Source organism: Streptomyces sp. NPDC085900, assembly GCF_044540925.1.
GTDB lineage: Bacteria > Actinomycetota > Actinomycetes > Streptomycetales > Streptomycetaceae > Streptomyces > Streptomyces gilvifuscus.
Genome location: NZ_JBITSP010000020.1, coordinates 25912 through 41900 on the forward strand (window position 1 = coordinate 25912; position 15989 = coordinate 41900).

The 15989-nt window shown below is 70.8% G+C and carries 15 protein-coding genes; 11 read left to right on the plus strand and 4 right to left on the minus strand.

All coding sequences use genetic code 11. From position 1 onward, the window contains the following. The first annotated feature begins 39 nt into the window (after positions 1–39). From ACIGDI_RS41345 to ACIGDI_RS41360, 4 genes are all read left to right on the plus strand, one after another. The gene (locus ACIGDI_RS41345) at positions 40–1365 is read left to right on the plus strand and encodes a lysine N(6)-hydroxylase/L-ornithine N(5)-oxygenase family protein (RefSeq protein ID WP_399907748.1); all 1326 of its coding nucleotides are present in this window, start codon (positions 40–42) and stop codon (positions 1363–1365) included. A gap of 211 nt (positions 1366–1576) precedes the next feature. Next, entirely contained in the window at positions 1577–1795 is a 219-nt protein-coding gene (locus ACIGDI_RS41350; RefSeq protein ID WP_399907749.1) for a hypothetical protein, read from the plus strand. Between the two features lie 74 nt (positions 1796–1869). Continuing rightward, the gene (locus tag ACIGDI_RS41355) at positions 1870–2124 is read left to right on the plus strand and encodes an acyl carrier protein (protein WP_200701553.1); all 255 of its coding nucleotides are present in this window, start codon (positions 1870–1872) and stop codon (positions 2122–2124) included. A gap of 6 nt (positions 2125–2130) precedes the next feature. Next, positions 2131–2877 (plus strand): response regulator transcription factor, encoded by a 747-nt coding sequence (locus ACIGDI_RS41360; protein WP_200701552.1) that lies wholly within the window; start codon positions 2131–2133, stop codon positions 2875–2877. Between the two features lie 46 nt (positions 2878–2923). Here the strand turns inward: ACIGDI_RS41360 and ACIGDI_RS41365 are convergent, their stop codons facing one another. Both ACIGDI_RS41365 and ACIGDI_RS41370 read right to left on the minus strand, forming a co-directional pair. After that, the gene (locus ACIGDI_RS41365; RefSeq protein WP_399907752.1) at positions 2924–3211 is read right to left on the minus strand and encodes a PqqD family protein; all 288 of its coding nucleotides are present in this window, start codon (positions 3209–3211) and stop codon (positions 2924–2926) included. Beyond that, the gene (locus ACIGDI_RS41370) at positions 3208–3993 is read right to left on the minus strand and encodes a hypothetical protein (RefSeq protein ID WP_399907753.1); all 786 of its coding nucleotides are present in this window, start codon (positions 3991–3993) and stop codon (positions 3208–3210) included. Before ACIGDI_RS41370 ends, ACIGDI_RS41365 begins: the two co-directional genes overlap by 4 nt. Positions 3994–4289: 296 nt before the next feature. Between ACIGDI_RS41370 and asnB the strand changes: the two genes are divergently transcribed. The 3 genes from asnB to ACIGDI_RS41385 are packed head-to-tail and all read left to right on the plus strand — an operon-like array spanning position 4290 to position 8826. After that, the gene (gene asnB / locus ACIGDI_RS41375) at positions 4290–6455 is read left to right on the plus strand and encodes an asparagine synthase (glutamine-hydrolyzing) (RefSeq protein ID WP_399907755.1); all 2166 of its coding nucleotides are present in this window, start codon (positions 4290–4292) and stop codon (positions 6453–6455) included. Continuing rightward, positions 6452–7552, plus strand: a complete 1101-nt coding sequence (locus ACIGDI_RS41380) for a diiron oxygenase (protein WP_399907757.1) — start codon at positions 6452–6454, stop codon at positions 7550–7552. Before asnB ends, ACIGDI_RS41380 begins: the two co-directional genes overlap by 4 nt. Further along, positions 7549–8826 (plus strand): MFS transporter, encoded by a 1278-nt coding sequence (locus ACIGDI_RS41385; RefSeq protein WP_399907759.1) that lies wholly within the window; start codon positions 7549–7551, stop codon positions 8824–8826. Before ACIGDI_RS41380 ends, ACIGDI_RS41385 begins: the two co-directional genes overlap by 4 nt. On the opposite strand, the gene ACIGDI_RS41390 is transcribed toward ACIGDI_RS41385, so the two are convergent. Then, positions 8808–9335 (minus strand): GNAT family N-acetyltransferase, encoded by a 528-nt coding sequence (locus ACIGDI_RS41390; RefSeq protein WP_399907761.1) that lies wholly within the window; start codon positions 9333–9335, stop codon positions 8808–8810. The genes ACIGDI_RS41385 and ACIGDI_RS41390 overlap by 19 nt on opposite strands. 154 nt (positions 9336–9489) lie before the next feature. Between ACIGDI_RS41390 and ACIGDI_RS41395 the strand changes: the two genes are divergently transcribed. Next, on the plus strand, positions 9490–10122 hold the full coding sequence (locus ACIGDI_RS41395; RefSeq protein ID WP_399907763.1) for an O-methyltransferase: 633 nt from the start codon (positions 9490–9492) through the stop codon (positions 10120–10122). A 42-nt stretch (positions 10123–10164) separates the two neighbouring features. On the opposite strand, the gene ACIGDI_RS41400 is transcribed toward ACIGDI_RS41395, so the two are convergent. Beyond that, on the minus strand, positions 10165–11931 hold the full coding sequence (locus tag ACIGDI_RS41400; RefSeq protein WP_399907765.1) for an FAD-dependent monooxygenase: 1767 nt from the start codon (positions 11929–11931) through the stop codon (positions 10165–10167). 469 nt (positions 11932–12400) lie between these two features. Here ACIGDI_RS41400 and ACIGDI_RS41405 point away from each other — a divergent pair, with 469 nt between their 5' ends. Genes ACIGDI_RS41405 through ACIGDI_RS41415 form a run of 3 tightly spaced genes read left to right on the plus strand, consistent with a single transcriptional unit; the run spans position 12401 to position 15949 of the window. Continuing rightward, positions 12401–13747 carry an FAD-binding oxidoreductase gene (locus ACIGDI_RS41405; protein WP_399907767.1) on the plus strand — a complete coding sequence of 449 codons (1347 nt, stop codon included), beginning with the start codon at positions 12401–12403 and terminating at the stop codon, positions 13745–13747. Then, on the plus strand, positions 13731–14723 hold the full coding sequence (locus ACIGDI_RS41410) for an aspartate carbamoyltransferase (protein WP_399907769.1): 993 nt from the start codon (positions 13731–13733) through the stop codon (positions 14721–14723). The genes ACIGDI_RS41405 and ACIGDI_RS41410 overlap by 17 nt, the downstream gene beginning before the upstream one ends. A gap of 17 nt (positions 14724–14740) precedes the next feature. Beyond that, positions 14741–15949 carry an acyl-CoA dehydrogenase family protein gene (locus tag ACIGDI_RS41415; protein ID WP_399907771.1) on the plus strand — a complete coding sequence of 403 codons (1209 nt, stop codon included), beginning with the start codon at positions 14741–14743 and terminating at the stop codon, positions 15947–15949. The last annotated feature ends 40 nt before the right edge of the window (positions 15950–15989 follow it).

The following is a 15989-nucleotide window of genomic DNA, read 5'->3' on the forward strand; positions in this document are numbered from 1 at the left end:
TCCCGTCCTACTCACGGCAACACCAGCGGGAGACCATTCATGAGTACTCGCGAAACTCACACCTACGATGTGGTGGGCGTCGGATTCGGCCCGTCCAATCTGTCGCTCGCCATCTCTCTGGAGGAGCACCACGCCAACGTGCTGACCGACCCGGTCACCTCCGCCTTCTTCGAACGCCAGCCGAAGTTCGGCTGGCACCGGAACATGCTGCTGCCATCGGCGACCATGCAGATCTCCTTCCTGAAGGACCTGGTCACCTTCCGCAACCCGGCATCGCGGTTCAGCTTCGTCTCGTTCCTGCACGCGCAGGGCCGGCTGGCGCAGTTCGTCAACCGCAAGAACTTCTTCCCGACCCGCCAGGAGTTCCACCAGTACCTGGAGTGGGCGGAGTCGCACCTGACCAACCAGGTCACCTACAACTCGGCCGTGCTCGGCATACGGCGGCCGCCGGGCACCGAGCCGGGTGCCGTCGACCATCTGCAGCTCGAGATCGGCGACGTCGTGCGCGGCACCACCCGCACGGTGAACGCCCGTAACGTCGTCGTCTCCACGGGCCTGCGACCGCGCATGCCCGACGGCGTCGAGCGCGACGAACGGGTCTGGCACAGCTCGGAGTTCCTGACCAAGTACGGCCTGGCGAACCCCGCGCAGCTGAAGAGCGTGGCCGTGGTCGGCGCCGGTCAGAGTGCTGTGGAGATCACCAAGTTCTTCCACTCACGGCTGCCGCACGCCCAGGTGCACGCGATCTTCCCGGCGTACGGATACTCGGTCGCCGACGACACGCCCTTCGCCAACCAGATCTTCGACGCCGAGGCGGTCGACGACTACTACTTCGGCGAGGACGCCACGCGCGAGGCGTTCTGGCGTTACCACCGCAACACCAACTACGGGGTGGTGGACGACAGCGACATCGGGGAGCTGTACCAGATCGCCTACGACGAGGAGGTGTCCGGCGCCAGGCGGATGCACTTCCACAACCTGACAAAGGTGTCGTCGGTGACGCGGGACGGGCAGAGCGCCCGCGTGCGGCTGCGGCGGCTGGACGGCGCCGAGCGGGAACTCGGCGTCGACGTGGTCGTCTTCGCCACCGGCTACGACCCCATGGACCCGACCGAGCTCCTCGGCGACCTGGACCGCTACTGCCTGCGCGACGAGTCGGGCCGGCACCGGGTGACCCGCGACTACCGGCTGGTCACCACACCGGAGCTGTCCTGCGGCATCTACCTCCAGGGCGCCACTGAGCACACGCACGGTCTGACGTCGTCGCTCCTGTCGAACATCGCCGTGCGCAGCGGTGAGATAGTCGACGCCATCATCAAGGAACGCGCCGAACGCGGAATGGTGAACGCCACGGCCGCGGCGTAGTTTCCGGCGAACACGAACCATGAGCCCCTGGGACTCGTCCCCGGGGCCCACGGTCGTGCCCGGAACCGGGAATGCGCGCCGAATCCGGGAGGAAAACAGCAGCCGTACACGGAGGTTTTCCTCCATGGTGCGCGCCTGCGCGGTCACGTAACTTCAATGGCACCGTGCACATTTCGAAGGGGCCCGCAGAGGTCAGAGGGAGGGCGGCACAATGGATTCCACGGCAGACGCGATGGTCGCCGGCGCGGTGATGCTGAGTGCCACGGCACTGCTCGCCACGGGACTCGTGTGGGTCTCGACGAACTGGACCCGGGAACGCGGCGTGGTCGAGCGTGCCGAAGCGCAGCGGCAGCGGGAGCTGCACTCCGAGGTGGCCGAGCTGGGCCGCCGCGTGGGGGCGCTGCAGCGGCTGCTGGAGGGCGTGGACTGACGAGGCGATACCCCTTCGATAAGGCCGTTCCCTAGCGTCGTGCCCACAGGACATATCCAGTGGAGGCGACGCACATGACCGGTGGCGTGGAGTACGGATACGAGCGGAAGCTTGCGGCCCTGTGGGCCGAGACGCTCGGCGTTCCGGTCGAGCGGATCCGGCGTGGCGACAACTTCTTCGAGATAGGCGGGACCTCAAGGGCCGCGGCCCGGCTGGTGGTGGCGCTGGAGCGCCGCCTGTCCGTCGCCGAGTTCGCCCGCACACCCACCCTGGCCCAGATGGCGGACCTCCTCGAGCGGCGGGGCGCGGACGCCGGGCAGAGGAAGTGATCCGCCATGCGTCTCGTCATCGCCGAAGGCTCCGCGATCCTCAGGGCCGGGCTGGCCCACGTGCTGGGTGCCCAGGGGCACAACCTCGCCGCCGCCGTCCATGACGTCCGGGTGCTGCCCGCGCTGGTCGCGATGCACCGCCCCGATGTGCTGATCACCAACGTCCGCCTGGCGCCCACCTGGAGCGACGAGGGCGTGGACGCCGCCCTGGACATGCGGCGCCGGCAGCCGGGCACCGGTGTCCTGCTCTTCTCCGCGGCCCCCGAACCGGAGCACGCCGCCCGCCTGTTCGCGGGTGACGGCGCGGGGCTGGCGTATCTGCTGCAGGACCGTATGACCGACTCCGACGAACTGCTGGACACGCTCACCCGCATCGCCCAGGGCGGTACCGTCGTCGACCCCCGTATGGTCAGGGCGCTGGCAGTGGGCACGGCCCGTACGAGCCGCGAGGAGCGCCGCTCGAGGCGCGGGGGCGGGCTCGACATGCTCAGCGAACGGGAGTCGGAGGTCCTGGCGCTGATGGCGCAGGGCCGCACCAACAGCGCCATAGCCGAGCAACTGGTGGTCTCCCAGGGCACTGTGGAGAAGCGGGTCGCGGCGGTTTTCGACAAGCTCGACATCCCCGGCAGCCCGAGCGACAACCGGCGGGTGCTCGCCGTGCTGCGCTACCTCTCGGACCGCCAGACGCCCGCGGTCCCTCCCGGCGTCGGGCAGCCCGAACTCCGGCACCGCCATCTGACGAGCGTGGCCTGAGAGCCGGTGCCCGTACCGCGGCAGCCGGGCGGCATGTGCCGCCCGGCTACCACTCGATGACGTTCCTGGCGGTCAGGTCGGCCAGGAACTCCGTCACGTCGGCGAGTGCTTCCTCCTCGTCGATGCCGTACTGCTCCACCAGCACCCGCGCGACGTCACCGACGCCGCGGGTGCCGTCGACGCTCGCGTAGACGAGCGCCGCGGAGCCGTCGAGCCGCAGGGCCTGGTCGGCCCAGCCGAGCAGCAGGTCTTCGCCCGAACGGCGGACACGAATGCCGAGCACGCGGCGCGGCACGTCGCCGGGGGCGATGGCGGGGGCGGGGGCGTCGGTCACGGGGTCTCCACTCGCAGGGAGATGTCCTGGCACAGGCCGAGGACCTCCAGGATCCAGGGTTTGGGGTCGTCGGCGTCGTAGCCCCGCATCGTCTCCAGGGCCCAGTACCGCTCGAAGTCGAGGAACTCGGGCGCCACGGCGCGCAGGCGGGTGGGCCGCCATTTGGGCATGTGACTGCCGAACTCCCCGTGGCTCTCCAGCAGCGCGTCGACGGCGTGGCCGAAGGCCCGCCGCGCGGAGATGGTCGCGCTCTCCGGATTCCCGGCCTCCAGCTGGCCCAGCGCGTCCTCGACGGCGTCGTCCGCGAGATTCAGCGACCGTACGACCAGGAAGGACTTGAAGGCGGAGTCCGCGAGTCGCCTGCGGCAGACCTCCACCCAGTCCTCGCCCTGCAGCGTCAGGCAGTTGGCCATGCGCCCCAGCGAGACCTCCTCCCGGGGCGTCAGGGCCTCTCCGGCCAGACCGCGCTCGTACTCCTCCCAGGAGACCTTGGCGAGCAGCTGGTCGATCTGGCCGTCGAGCCAGTACGTCACCTCCCAGCGCCGGCCGTCCTCGTGGAACGTCTCGCTCTGCACGCCGGGCGGGTCGAGGGGCATCGGGATCGGCCTGCTGGTGGGGGTGTCCCAAGCGCGCGTGGTGATGACGTAGACGTCGTGGTCACTGCGCCCGTTGTTCCAGCCCCGGGCGGCCGAGCCGACGACCACCACCGCCTGCGAGTCCTCCGGTATCAATTCCCTCCGGCGCAATGGCTCAAGCCATTCCTCGGTTCTCATCTGCTGCATCTCTCGACCTCTCCCGATTAATGAACGAGGGGCGCAGACCGAAGTCCGATCGATAAAGGATCGAAAAGTCGGGTGACTAGTTTTATCAACACAACCGGTGCTCACCGGGAAAGCCCACCAAGCGAGGAGTCCCCATGCAGAAGTACACCAAGCCGTCTGCGAAGAACGTCAAGCAGAGCTCGGTCCTCAAGAGCAACACCTGATGCTACCTGTGGGTGGGCGATCCCTTCGAAGGATCGCCCACCCGCATTTTTGTTTGTCGCTTACGGAAAGCGCCGGCAGGTTGAGGAGATTCGATGTGCGGCATTGCGTGCGTGGCCCGGCTCGACGGCCGGGAGCTGGGGCCGGAGACGGACTCCGTGCTCCATGAGATGGCGGAGATCCTGGACCACCGAGGTCCGGACGACCGGGAGCTGATGCGTGACGGCCCCGTCGGCATGGCTTTCACCCGGCTCTCCCTCGTGGACCCGGCGGGCGGCGGCCAGCCGCTGGTCAGTGACGACGGTTCTCTGGTGCTCATCGCGAACGGCGAGGTGTACAACCACCGGGAGCTCGCCGCCGGCCTGCCCGGCAGCGTCCGGATGCGCACGGGATCGGACTGCGAGGTACTGCTCCACCTCTACCGGCAGCACGGAATGGACTTCCTCCGTGACGTGCGCGGCATGTTCGGTGTCATCCTCTGGGACCGGGCGAACGGTCAATTGATCCTGGCCCGCGACCGGTTCGGTGTCAAACCCCTCTACTACCAGCGCGACGGCCGACGGATCGTGCTGTCGTCCGAGATCAAGGGCCTGTTCGCCGACCCGGACACCCCCCGGGGCTTCGACTGGGCGCGCTCTCTGTCGGTGGCGATGCTGCCGGCCTCGCCGCGATTCGCGGCGCCCGACATGTGCACGTGGTTCGAGGGCGTCGAGAGCGTCCCGGCCGCCACCGTCCTGCGCATCGACCTGCGCGACGGGCGGACCACCGAGCACCACTACTGGGAGATCCCCGCCGAACGGGACGAGGACGCCGACGCGGAGACGCTGATCGGCCGCTACGGTGAACTGCTGGAGGCGTCGGTGGCGGAGTGCGCCACCGCCGACACGGAACTCGGACTGTTCCTCTCCGGCGGCATCGACTCCGGCGCGGTCCTGGCGCTCGCGGCCGGGCGCCTGGACACCCTGCACACCTTCACCGCCCTGACCGGCGGCACCCACGACAACGGCGACGCGGAGAACGCGCAGTGGCTCGCCCGCGAGTTCGGCGTGTCCAACCACCAGGTGCTGTTCCCGCGCGACCACGCGCCGACGCCCGAGGAATGGCTGCGGCTGCTGTGGCTGACCGAGACACCGCTGTGCGGCCCCGAGGCCTACTACAAGCACGAGCTGCACCGGTTCGCCCGGCGGGAGCGGCCGGAACTGCGCGGCATGCTGCTGGGCGCGGCCAGCGACGAGTTCAACGGCGGATACTCGCGCGACGTCCTCGGCGAGGGCGACTGGCAGTCCTTCCTGGACGGCCTGGCCTACCTCGACCGCGAGACGCGGCTGGAGCGCGATCCGGCACTGGCCCGCTGGTGGACCGGCGGCGAGTCGCTGATCGCACTGTCCGCGCTGGACGCGGGCGGCGAGCGCCGGGGCGAGGACGTCTACCGGGCGTATGTGGAGTCCGAGTACCGCAAGGTGCAGCAGTACAACGTGTGGCACGAGGACCGGACGGCCGCCGGGAGCGGCATCGAGGCCCGGGTGCCCTTCCTCGACCACCGGCTGGTCGAGCTCGTCGCGACCGTTCCGGACCGGCTGCGGCCGCGTCTGCTGTGGGACAAGCGCATCCTGCGCGACGCCATGGCCTCCCGCATGCCCCGGAGGATCGCCGAGCGCCCCAAGGGCCCCTTCTTCTACGGCACCGGTACGCGCCACGCCTACCGCATGCTCGTCCGCCTGTTGCGCGCCGACGACGACCACCTCGTGGAACGCGCGCTGTCGGCCCCGGGCGCGGACGTCTTCCTCGACGCGGACGCCGTACGGCGGCGGCTGGACGCCCTGGGCGACGGCGACACGGACTCCCCCGAGGTGGAGATCCTCCTGCGGGTCGTCAACATGGGGCTGCTGGCCGACATGGCGGCGAAACCGCCCCGGCTGGAGGACCTCCCGTCGGGCCCGGCCCTGTCGTCGCTGGCCGGCCCGGTGACGGACGCCACCGAACTCTTCGCTCCGGACACCGACTTCGACACCGACGGTGTCCTGCGGCTCTCGGACGACGCCGACCTGCTCACCGACGAGGCGGGCACCTGGTTCCTGCTCCGGGAAGGGCAGATCGAGTACGTCTTCGAGGGCGACTCGCCGATCCTGCGGCTGCTGCGCGGACTGCGCGGCGCACCCTCGCTCGGCGGCGCCCTGCGGACCGCCGAAGCCGAACTGCACGAGGTGCGCGCCGAGTTGGACGAACTCCTCGGGCAGCGACTGCTCGGATGGGCGTCATGAGCGGGGCGAGCCGCGCGGCACTGCCGGCGCCGGGCGCGAACGTGTCGCGGCTGCCGGCAGCGCCGGGCGGCCCGTACCAGCGGTTGGCCAGCGAACAGCTGGTGCCGGGCAGGGCCGCGGCCAGGCCGGTGCTGAGCACCTACGCCAGCCGTTTCGGCCGTTGGGACGATCTGGCCGGTGTGCGCCGCAAGCCGCAGCGCCGTCCGGTGGACCCGGCCGACCTCTACTTCCCGCCCGAGCTGTATCCCGTGGTGTCCCACCCCCTCGTGGCCGCGCGAGGGCCGGCCGTCGTACGGATGCTGCTTCTGCACCGGCTGTACGACTACCTCGACTTCACCACCGAACTGGAGAACCTCGCGGTCATCCCCGTGGCGGCGAAGATCGCCCGGGGCGCCTCCGGTCTCATCCTGCCGCGGCAGATGCAGGCCGACGCCTTCAAGATCGTCACGGACGAGGCGTGGCACGCGCAGTTCTCCTACGACTTCACCCAGGAGCTCGAACTCGTCACCGGAGTGCCCCGGGGAGGAGGCGGCATCCCTGCTTTCGTACGGCGCCTGGACGAGATCGCCGCCCAACTGCCCCCGGAGGTCGCGGGGCTGGAGGCGCTGGTCTTCTCGATCGTCAGCGAGACCCTGATCTCCGGCATCCTCTCGGAGCTCCCGCGGGACGAGAGACTGCCCCGCCCCGTGCGCGAACTGGTCCGCGACCACGCCGAGGACGAGGGACGCCACCACGTCTACTTCCGCTCGGTGCTGCGGCATCTGTGGCCGGCTCTGACCCTCCGCGAGCGGCGTGCCGTCGGTCCGCACGTACCGGCGATCATCCAGGCGTTCCTCACCCCCGACCACACGCAGGTGGCGAACCGGCTCGCGGCCGTCGGACTCTCGGACGACGAGATCGTCCAGGTCGTCACCGAGTCCTGGCCGGAGCACGAACTGACGCTCTCCGTCGCGCGGTCGGCGGCTCCCGCCGTCCGGTACTTCACCGAGGTCGGGGCCCTCGACGACAGCCGCACACGGTACGCCTTCACGGCAGCGGGACTGCTCGCAGGCGAGGCGGATGCGGACACCGACCCAGTGGAAGGGACGCGGTCATGACCGCTGTGATCACCGGGAGGACGACACGGTCGTTCTCCTCGTTCTGGCGCTTCTGGACGGCGACGACCGTCAGCGGGGTCGGCTCGGCCGTCACCCTGGTCGCGCTGCCGCTGGTGGCTGTGACCGTGCTCCACGCGTCGGTCGCCCAGGTCGGTCTGCTCGCTGCCGCCGGGCAGGCCGGATGGCTGATCCTGGGACTGCCCGCGGGCGTCATCGTCCAGCGCTTCCCCCTGCGCGGACTGCAGGTGGCCACCGACCTCATACGGCTCGTCGCGCTGACCTCCATCCCCGTCGCGTGGTGGCTGGGGCACCTGATCTACGCGCACCTCGTCCTGGCGGCTCTGACCGTCGGGCTCGCGACGGTCGTCTTCGACGTCGGCAACGCCACCTTCCTGCCGGCCGTCGTCGACAAGAAGGACCTGACCGCCCGCAACGGCCTGATGTCGGGCACCCTCGCGGTGACCCAGACGGGCGGCCCCTCGCTCGGCGGCCTGCTGGTCCAGGTGTCCGGACCGGTGGGGGCGCTGTGCGTGGACGCCGTGAGCTACCTCGTCTCGGCCCTGACCCTGCGCACCCTGCCCGAACTCCCGCGCACCGCGGCCGCCTCGCCCGCCCGGACGGGGTTCGGCCGGCAGATCCGCGAAGGCTGGCAGTTCGTCGTCCGGCACCCGGTGATGATGCCGTGCATGTGGTGGGCGACCGCCACGAACTTCGTATGCGGGGCCCTGGTGGCGCTGACGCCCACCTACCTGGTCCGCGAGGCGCACCTGTCGCCCTTCGTGGTGGGGCTCCTGATCGCCGCCGACGGGGTCGGCGCGCTGGTCGGCTCGCTCGTCGCGGCCCGGCTCGCCGCCCGGTTCGGCACCGCGCGTGTCATGGTCCTCGCGTCGCTGACCGGCGCCGTACTGGCCCTGGCCATGCCGTTGACGGTGGGGTTGGCCAGCGCACTGTTCTTCGTGGCCGGCAACGCGGGCTTCAACGCCGGCGTGGTGATCGGCAGCATCGTGACCCGCACGCACCGGCAGACCGAGTCACCGCCGCACCTGCTGGCGCGGGTGATGGCGACCGTCCGCTTCGTGTCCTGGGGGGCGTCGCCCGTGGGCGCCGCGGTCAGCGGTCTGGTGGCGGCGACCGCGGGACTGCGCCCGGCGCTCTGGCTGGTGTGCGCGTGCGCGTTCGTCGGGCCGGTCGTGCTCCTGACGAGCCGGATCCGCGAGCAGCGGGACCTGTCGGAGGAGGCCGTCCGGCCGCGGCCTCAGAGCGTGATCCAGTAGCGCCGTTTCACACCGATCGAGGTGGAGCGGACGTCCTCCAGGACACCGCCGTTCGCCTCGATCGTGCGGGCGGACGCCGCGTTGTCGTCGGCGCAGGTCAACAGGACCCGGTCCAGGCCCTGTCGGCGTGCCTCGGGCAGGACGGCGCCGAGGGCCCAGGTGGCGTGGCCCCGTCGACGGGCCGAAGGACGGACGCTGTAGCCGATGTTGCCGCCGGCCTCCAGCAGGAAGGCGTTCAGGTAGTGCCGTACGTCGATCGCCCCCAGGTAGGTGGCGTCCTCGACGATCCACAGGTGCGTCGCGTGCACGCTGCCCTCGGGCATCGGCAGCGACCGGTCCGACTGGGCCCGCAGCCGCTCGACCCACTCCTCGAAGCCGGAGGCGCTGTCGAGGTCCGGCCCCGCCAGCCGCAGTCCGCTGCCGTCCTGATGGGCGTCCGGGCCCCACTCGCGCAGGGCCTGCGCCCATGAGGCACGCAGACGCGTGGTGGGCTCGATGAGTCTGAGCATGCCGAGGAGATTAACATTCATTTCATTCGACAAGGAGACCGCTTTTCCGCCGCGCTCTTGAACTGGTCCGCCGAAATATGACATGACAGTGTGGTCGCGACGCCCGAATTCAATTCGAGAGAGGCCCACAGCCATGAGGCAAAGCACTCTTCTGATGCCGGCAGAGCTTCACGCGTACATGATGGCGCACAGCACCGCACCCGATGCGATCCAGGAGCGTCTGGCCGAGCGTACCCAGCAGTTCGCGGACGTCGCCCACTGGCAGACCGCCCCGGAGCAGAGCCCGTTCCTGACCCTGCTGGTCCAGACGCTGGGCGTGCGGAACGCGGTCGAGGTCGGCACGTTCACCGGCATGTCGGCCCTCGCGATAGCCCGTGGCCTGCAGCCGGGCGGCCGACTGCTGGCCTGCGACGTCGACGACACCTGGACCCCGGTCGCCCGCGAGGCGTGGCAGGCCGCCGGCGTCGAGGACCGGATCGAACTGCGCATCGCACCGGCCATCGAAACGCTGCGCTCCCTGCCGAATACCGCCCAGATCGATTTCTCTTTCGTGGACGCGGAGAAAACCGGTTACTGGGACTACTTCAGCGAACTCGTCGTCCGTACCCGGCCCGGCGGTCTTCTGGTATTCGACAACGTCTTCCGCAAGGGGCGGGTACTCAATCCGACCAGTGAGGTCGACGACGCCGTCGTCGATTTCAACGAAAGGCTCGCCAAGGACGACCGCGTCGAAGTCGTCATGCTGCCGATCGCCGACGGAATGACCATCGCGCGCCGCCGGCCGTGACCCCCGCTCCCGGCCCCGCCCCCAGGCGGGACCGGGACGACGTCAGCGGTGCAGGACCGCCCGCAGCGCCTCGCGCAGCCCGGTGGCCGCCTCGGCGGGATCGTCCACCGGTGTCGTACGTCGCCAGGCGATGACGCAGTCGGGGCGGACCAGCAGGCAACCGCGCTCGTCGAGCCCGTCGGTCACCCGCTGCCAGGAGCCGTAGGCGTCACGGGCGCCGTCGTCGTCGATGCGGACCGTCCGCAGCGGGACGCCGAACTCCGCCGCGACCACCCGCGCCGCCTCGGCCCACGCCTGCCCGGCCAGCCCCGTCACCACGGTGAAGGCGCCGCCGCCCACCAGGTCCAGGGTGGAGAGGCGGTGACCGGCGGTGTCGACGAGCCACGCGTGGGGCAGTTTGGCCCCCGGCCGGGTGGACGGCTGCGCGTACAGGTCGGGGTCGCGGCGCCATTCCTCGTCGGGTCCGGCGTCGGGCACCACCGCCGAGGAGACGTAACGCTGGTTCATCTCCACGCCGTGCGCGCTGAACTCGTAGTGCTTGAGCTGCATCGCCTCGGCCAGTTCCCGCCTGCGCCGGGCGCCCTCGGCGGTCGGCAGCCGGCCGCGGCGCAGACCGGCCGCGGCGTCGCCGGACACCAGGCCGTCGCCGAGTCCCAGTGCTTCGAAGAGCGGGACGAACTCGCCCGTGCTGCGGTTGGCCCGGGTGACCACCTGCTCGCCCACCGGGGCCCGTTCGGCGCTGTAGCTCTCCAGCAGCCCCGGACCGGCCTGGCCGCGCAGGACGTGCGCGAGCTTCCACGCCAGGTTGTAGGAGTCCTGCACGGAGGTGTTGGAGCCCAGGCCGTTGGACGGCGGGTGCCGGTGCACCGCGTCGCCGGCGCAGAAGACCCGGCCGGCCGAATAGGCCTTCGCCCACATGTCGTTGACGGTCCACAGCGAGGTCGACTCGATCCGCACGTCGACCTCCCGGTCGCCGAGGAGCCCGGTCACGATGCGCCTGGCCTCCGCGTGGTCGAGGACCGGCTCCGGGCCGTTGATGTCGTACCCCCACACCGCCATCCACTTGTTCCACGGCCTGACCATGCGCAGGGCGCCCATGCCGATGCCGCCGATCCCCTCGCCCGGGCGGACCACCCAGTACAGGACGCCGGGCCGGTGCTGGACGTGACGGGTGAGGTCGGCCTCGAAGACGATGTTCATGCTGCCGCCCTTGCCCTCCTCGCCGACGAAGGGCAGGCCGATCTGTTCCGCGACCCGGCTTCGGCCGCCGTCCGCACCGATCAGATAGCGGGCGCGCAGGGTGAACTCGTCGCCGCGCAGCCGGTCGCGCAGCAGCGCGGTGACGCCGTCGGCGTCCTGCTCCAGGCTCAGGAACTCCGTGTCGAAGCGGACCTTCGCGCCGCGCCCGGCGGCGTTGCCGATCAGCACCGGCTCCAGATACGGCTGCGGCAGGTCGAGCATCGGGCAGGGGCTCGCGGCCGCGTACTCCGTCAGCCGCTCCTCCTCCGTGCCCCAGGTGCGGATACGGGCTATCTCCTCACCCGCGAGGCTGGTGCAGAAGACGCTCTCGCCCATCAACCGCTGCGGGGTGCCCACCGACAGGGCCTCCTCCTCGATGCCGAGGTCCCGCAGCACCTCCATGGTCCGCTGGTTGGTGATGTGGGCGCGGGGGCTGTCGGCGACCCAGCCGTGCTTGCCCACGACCGTGGTCCGCACACCGTAGGTGGCCAGTGCCAGCGCCGCGGCGCCGCCTGCCGGACCGGCGCCCACGACCAGGACGTCCGTATCGAAATCGCCATCACTTCGCATGCGCTACTCCCGTCGAAACGTGTTGATGCGCTGCGCATCTGAAAAGAGCGTCGGCGTCATTTCCCGCGCACTTCTTTCCACGCGGCGACCCCGGGGATATTCGCGCCCACGGCGCCGCCCCAGCCTGGCAGCGGGCGGCCGGACCAGGCAACCTGCACCTGAAGGGGTCCCGCCGGTGTCCCGTCGACAGGACATTCAGTTCCGCATTCACCGACCAGCCGCTATGTTCGGAAGCGGTCGGAACTCGCTGCAGAAATACAGAAGGACGTTCCCATGCCACTTTCCATGCCGCGAAATGGACGCTGACATCATGCGCGTCCACTCCTCACTTATTCCGGTCGGATTGGACGAAGAGGTTCTGGCGAGATGCCTGTCGGCGGCCGGGCCGGACCGGTGCCGCGTGGTCACCCCGCGGCGGCAGGACAAAATGGCGGGCAGCGGTGCATTCCGTGACCGAGGCGCCCATGTCGTGCTGTCACCCACCTCCGTCGAGGAGGTCCGCTCGATGCTGCGGACCCTCGGCGCGGACGACCGCAGGCCCGGCGCCGTCCGGGTGCAGCCCTGCAGCACGGGCCTCAACTGGGGCTTCGGCGCGGACCAGCCGGCCGACGACGGCGCCGTCCTGATGGAACTGCGGGGTCTGACGGCCGTCCGGGAACTCGACCTGGAGAACGGCATCGCGGTCGTCGAACCCGGCGTCACCCAGGGCGCGCTGGCCGAGCGGCTCGAGGGCAGCCCCTACCTGCTCAACGTCACCGCGTCCTCCTCCCACACCAGCGTCGTCGGCAACGCGCTGGACCGCGGTGTCGGCCTGCACCGGCAGCGCACCGAAGACGTCCTGGGGCTCGAAGTGGTCCTGGCCGACGGCCGGGTGGTCCACGTCGGCCGCTGGCCCGGACCCCGGGTCGCGCCGGCGCCGTACGCCCACCAGGTCGGTCCCGGCCTCACGGAACTGTTCGTCCAGTCGGGCATGGGCGTGGTCACCGCGGCGGCCGTACGCCTGATCCCCCGCCCCGAGACCCACCGTGTGGTGCGGCTGGCCTTCGCCGCCACCGACCTCCCGAGGGCGCTCCGCTTCCTCTCCCGGGTGCGGGCCGACCGGCTGGCGTCCGGAGTGATCAAGGTCTTCAGCTCGCAGGCCGCCACGGCCTACGGCGGCACGTCCGACGCCGGCTACTTCGCCTACCTGCACATCGGCGGCGCCGCCCGCATGGTCGACTGCGCGGTCGCCGAGGTCACCGAACGGGCCCTGCGAGCCGGGGTGTTCGCCCCGCCCCGCGTCCACGGCCCCGACGACCACGGCACGACGATCGCGGAACACGCCACCCTGCGCGCCTACGCCGGTGACCCGACCGCCAACGACGCCATGGTGGAGGACATCTTCCGGGTGCCCGTCCGGGAGACCGAACTGAGCGGAACGGCAGGCTGGTTGTTCTTCACACCGGTACTGCCGCCGAACAGCGCGGCGGTGGCCAGGGCGGCCGGCCTGCTGGCCTCGGCGGTCGAGCACACGGGCACCGGCATGGTCGTCGGCCACACCTTCAACCTGATGCCCGGAGGCTGGATCGACATGGTCGTGACCATCCGCTTCCCCCGGGACACCCCCACCTCACGGCGCGCGCAGGCACTCCTCGACGCCCTGCACGACCGGTTTGCGGGCGCCGGTTTCCTGCCGTACCGCCTCGACATCGACCACGCGGACGCGGCCGCCAAGCTGCGCGACGAGCCGGAGCTGGAGGACCTGCTCGCCCGGCTGAAGGACCTGCTCGACCCCCACCACCTGATATCCGGGGGACGCTATGCAGCCCACCGTTGACTTCCCGCGGCACCTCGTGGCCGCCGCCGACCTGTCCACCGCGGACGTCGGGCGGCTGCTCGCCGAGGCCGAGCGGCTGCGCGAGACACCCCCGAAGGACGTGCGGACGCTGCTGGACGGCGCGATCGTCGCCACCCTGTTCTTCCAGCCCAGCACCCGTACCCGGCTCGGCTTCGAGGCGGCCGCGCTGCGCCTGGGCGCACGCGTGACGGGCTTCGCCGACCCGAGCACGTCGCGCTCCGTCGACTACATCGGCGAGAGCCTGGAGGACACCGCCAGGGTCGTCTCCGAGCTCAGCGACGCCCTGGTGCTGCGGCACTACGTCACCGGAGCCGCCCGCAGGGCCGCGCAGGCCGCCGTCTGCCCCGTCGTCAACGGCGGTGACGGGTCCAACGAGCACCCCACGCAGGCCCTGAGCGACGTCTGGACCATGACGCGCCACCTGGGCGGTCTGAGCGGAGCCGTCGTCGCCCTGGTCGGCGACCCCGGCACCCGGGTGCTGCGCTCGCTGGTGCACCTGCTCGCGCGGCTGGAGGTGAAGAGGCTGTTGTTCCTGGTCCCCCCCGCCGCCCCCCTGATCATGGGAGGCATCGACGCGGTCACGCACACCACGCTGCCTGCCGACCTCGCGGCGGTCCTGGAGGACTCCGGTACGGCGTACGAGTTCCGCTCCGACGTCACCGAACTGCTCGCCGAGGCGGACGTCGTCGAGATGATGCCGATCGACGTGCCGTCCCTGGAGACCCAGCCGTCGGCGCTGAGCTCACACGTGTACGTGACCCCGGAGCCCTACCGGATCACCGCGGCCAAGATCCGCGCCGTCGGATCCAGGGCGCTGATCCTGCACCCGGGGCCGCGCAAGGACGAATTGCACCCGGACGTGGAGACGACACCGGGCGGCCTGTACTTCGAACAGGTCAAGGACTCCCTGTACCTGCGGATGGCCGTGCTCACACAGCTGGTGACGCACAGGTGACGACTTCGAGGACGGACATGACCGGACCGGTGATGCCCCTGGCGGTCGCGGAATCGGACGCGACCGCAGAGGCCGAGTCGATCGGCTACGACGAGATCCTCCGCCGGGTGCGGGCCCTGGCGCCGCGCATCACCGCGCGGTCCGAGGAGATCGAGAACGCCCGCCACCTGCCTCGCGACCTGGTGGAGGACCTCCGCCGGTGCGGTGTCTTCCGGGCGACGATGCCCGCCGAGTGGGGTGGACCTGAGCTGACGTCGATGGAGCAGATCGCGCTCATCGAGGAGGTTTCGGCCGCCGACGCCGCCGTCGGATGGTGCGTCATGATCGGCATGGACTCGGGCATCTACGCCGGGCACCTGACGCCCGGCGCGGCCGCGGAGCTCTACCCCCGGCTCGACATGGTCACCGCGGGGTGGGTCGCCCCGGCCGGCGTGGCCAACGAGACGGCCGGCGGCTACCTCGTGGACGGGCACTGGCGATTCGGCAGCGGCTGCACCCACGCGGACATCATCGCCGGCGGCTGCACCGTCCACCGCGACGGCAGGCCGTTGCTGGACGGCACGGGCAAGCCGGTCACCAGGATCGTGCTGGCCCCCTCCGCGTCCTACGCCGTCGAGGACACCTGGCACACCACAGGTCTCGCCGGTACGGGCAGTTGCGACTACACGGCCGAGCGGCTCTTCGTCCCCGCGGAGCACACCGTCTCCTTCGACGAGCCCCGCCGTGACGAACCGATGTACCGGCGCTCGGACACCCTCGTCAGGAAGATGCCGGGCGTCCCGCTCGGTCTGGCCCGCGCCGCCATCGAGCACGTCCACGGCCTCGTCGACCGGCGGTTCGAGGGCCCGGGCGTGCCGTGGCGCTCGTCCCGGCACGTCCAGGCCGTCCTGGCCGAGTGCGAGATGCGGCTCACCGTGGCCCGCTCGGCCGTCCACGCGACCGTCGAAGCGGTGTGGGACCGCCTCGTCGCCGGCGACCGGCCGACGCACAAGGAGCGCGCCGACGCCGCCCTGGCCCGGTACCACGCCTTCCGCAGCGCCCGCACCATCGCCCACACGCTCTACGACCTCGTGGGCGGCGACGCCACCCACCGTTCGAGGACGCCCCTGGACCGGGCGGTCCGCGACAGCACCACGGCCTGCCAGCACGTCGTGGGCCAGCACCGTGTCCTCGAGTGGAGCGGCCAGCTCCTCCTCGGTGACGAACCAGGAGCCGCGTTCGTCTGATCGCAGCCGACCTCCCGCGCCTCACCAACGAAGGAAACCC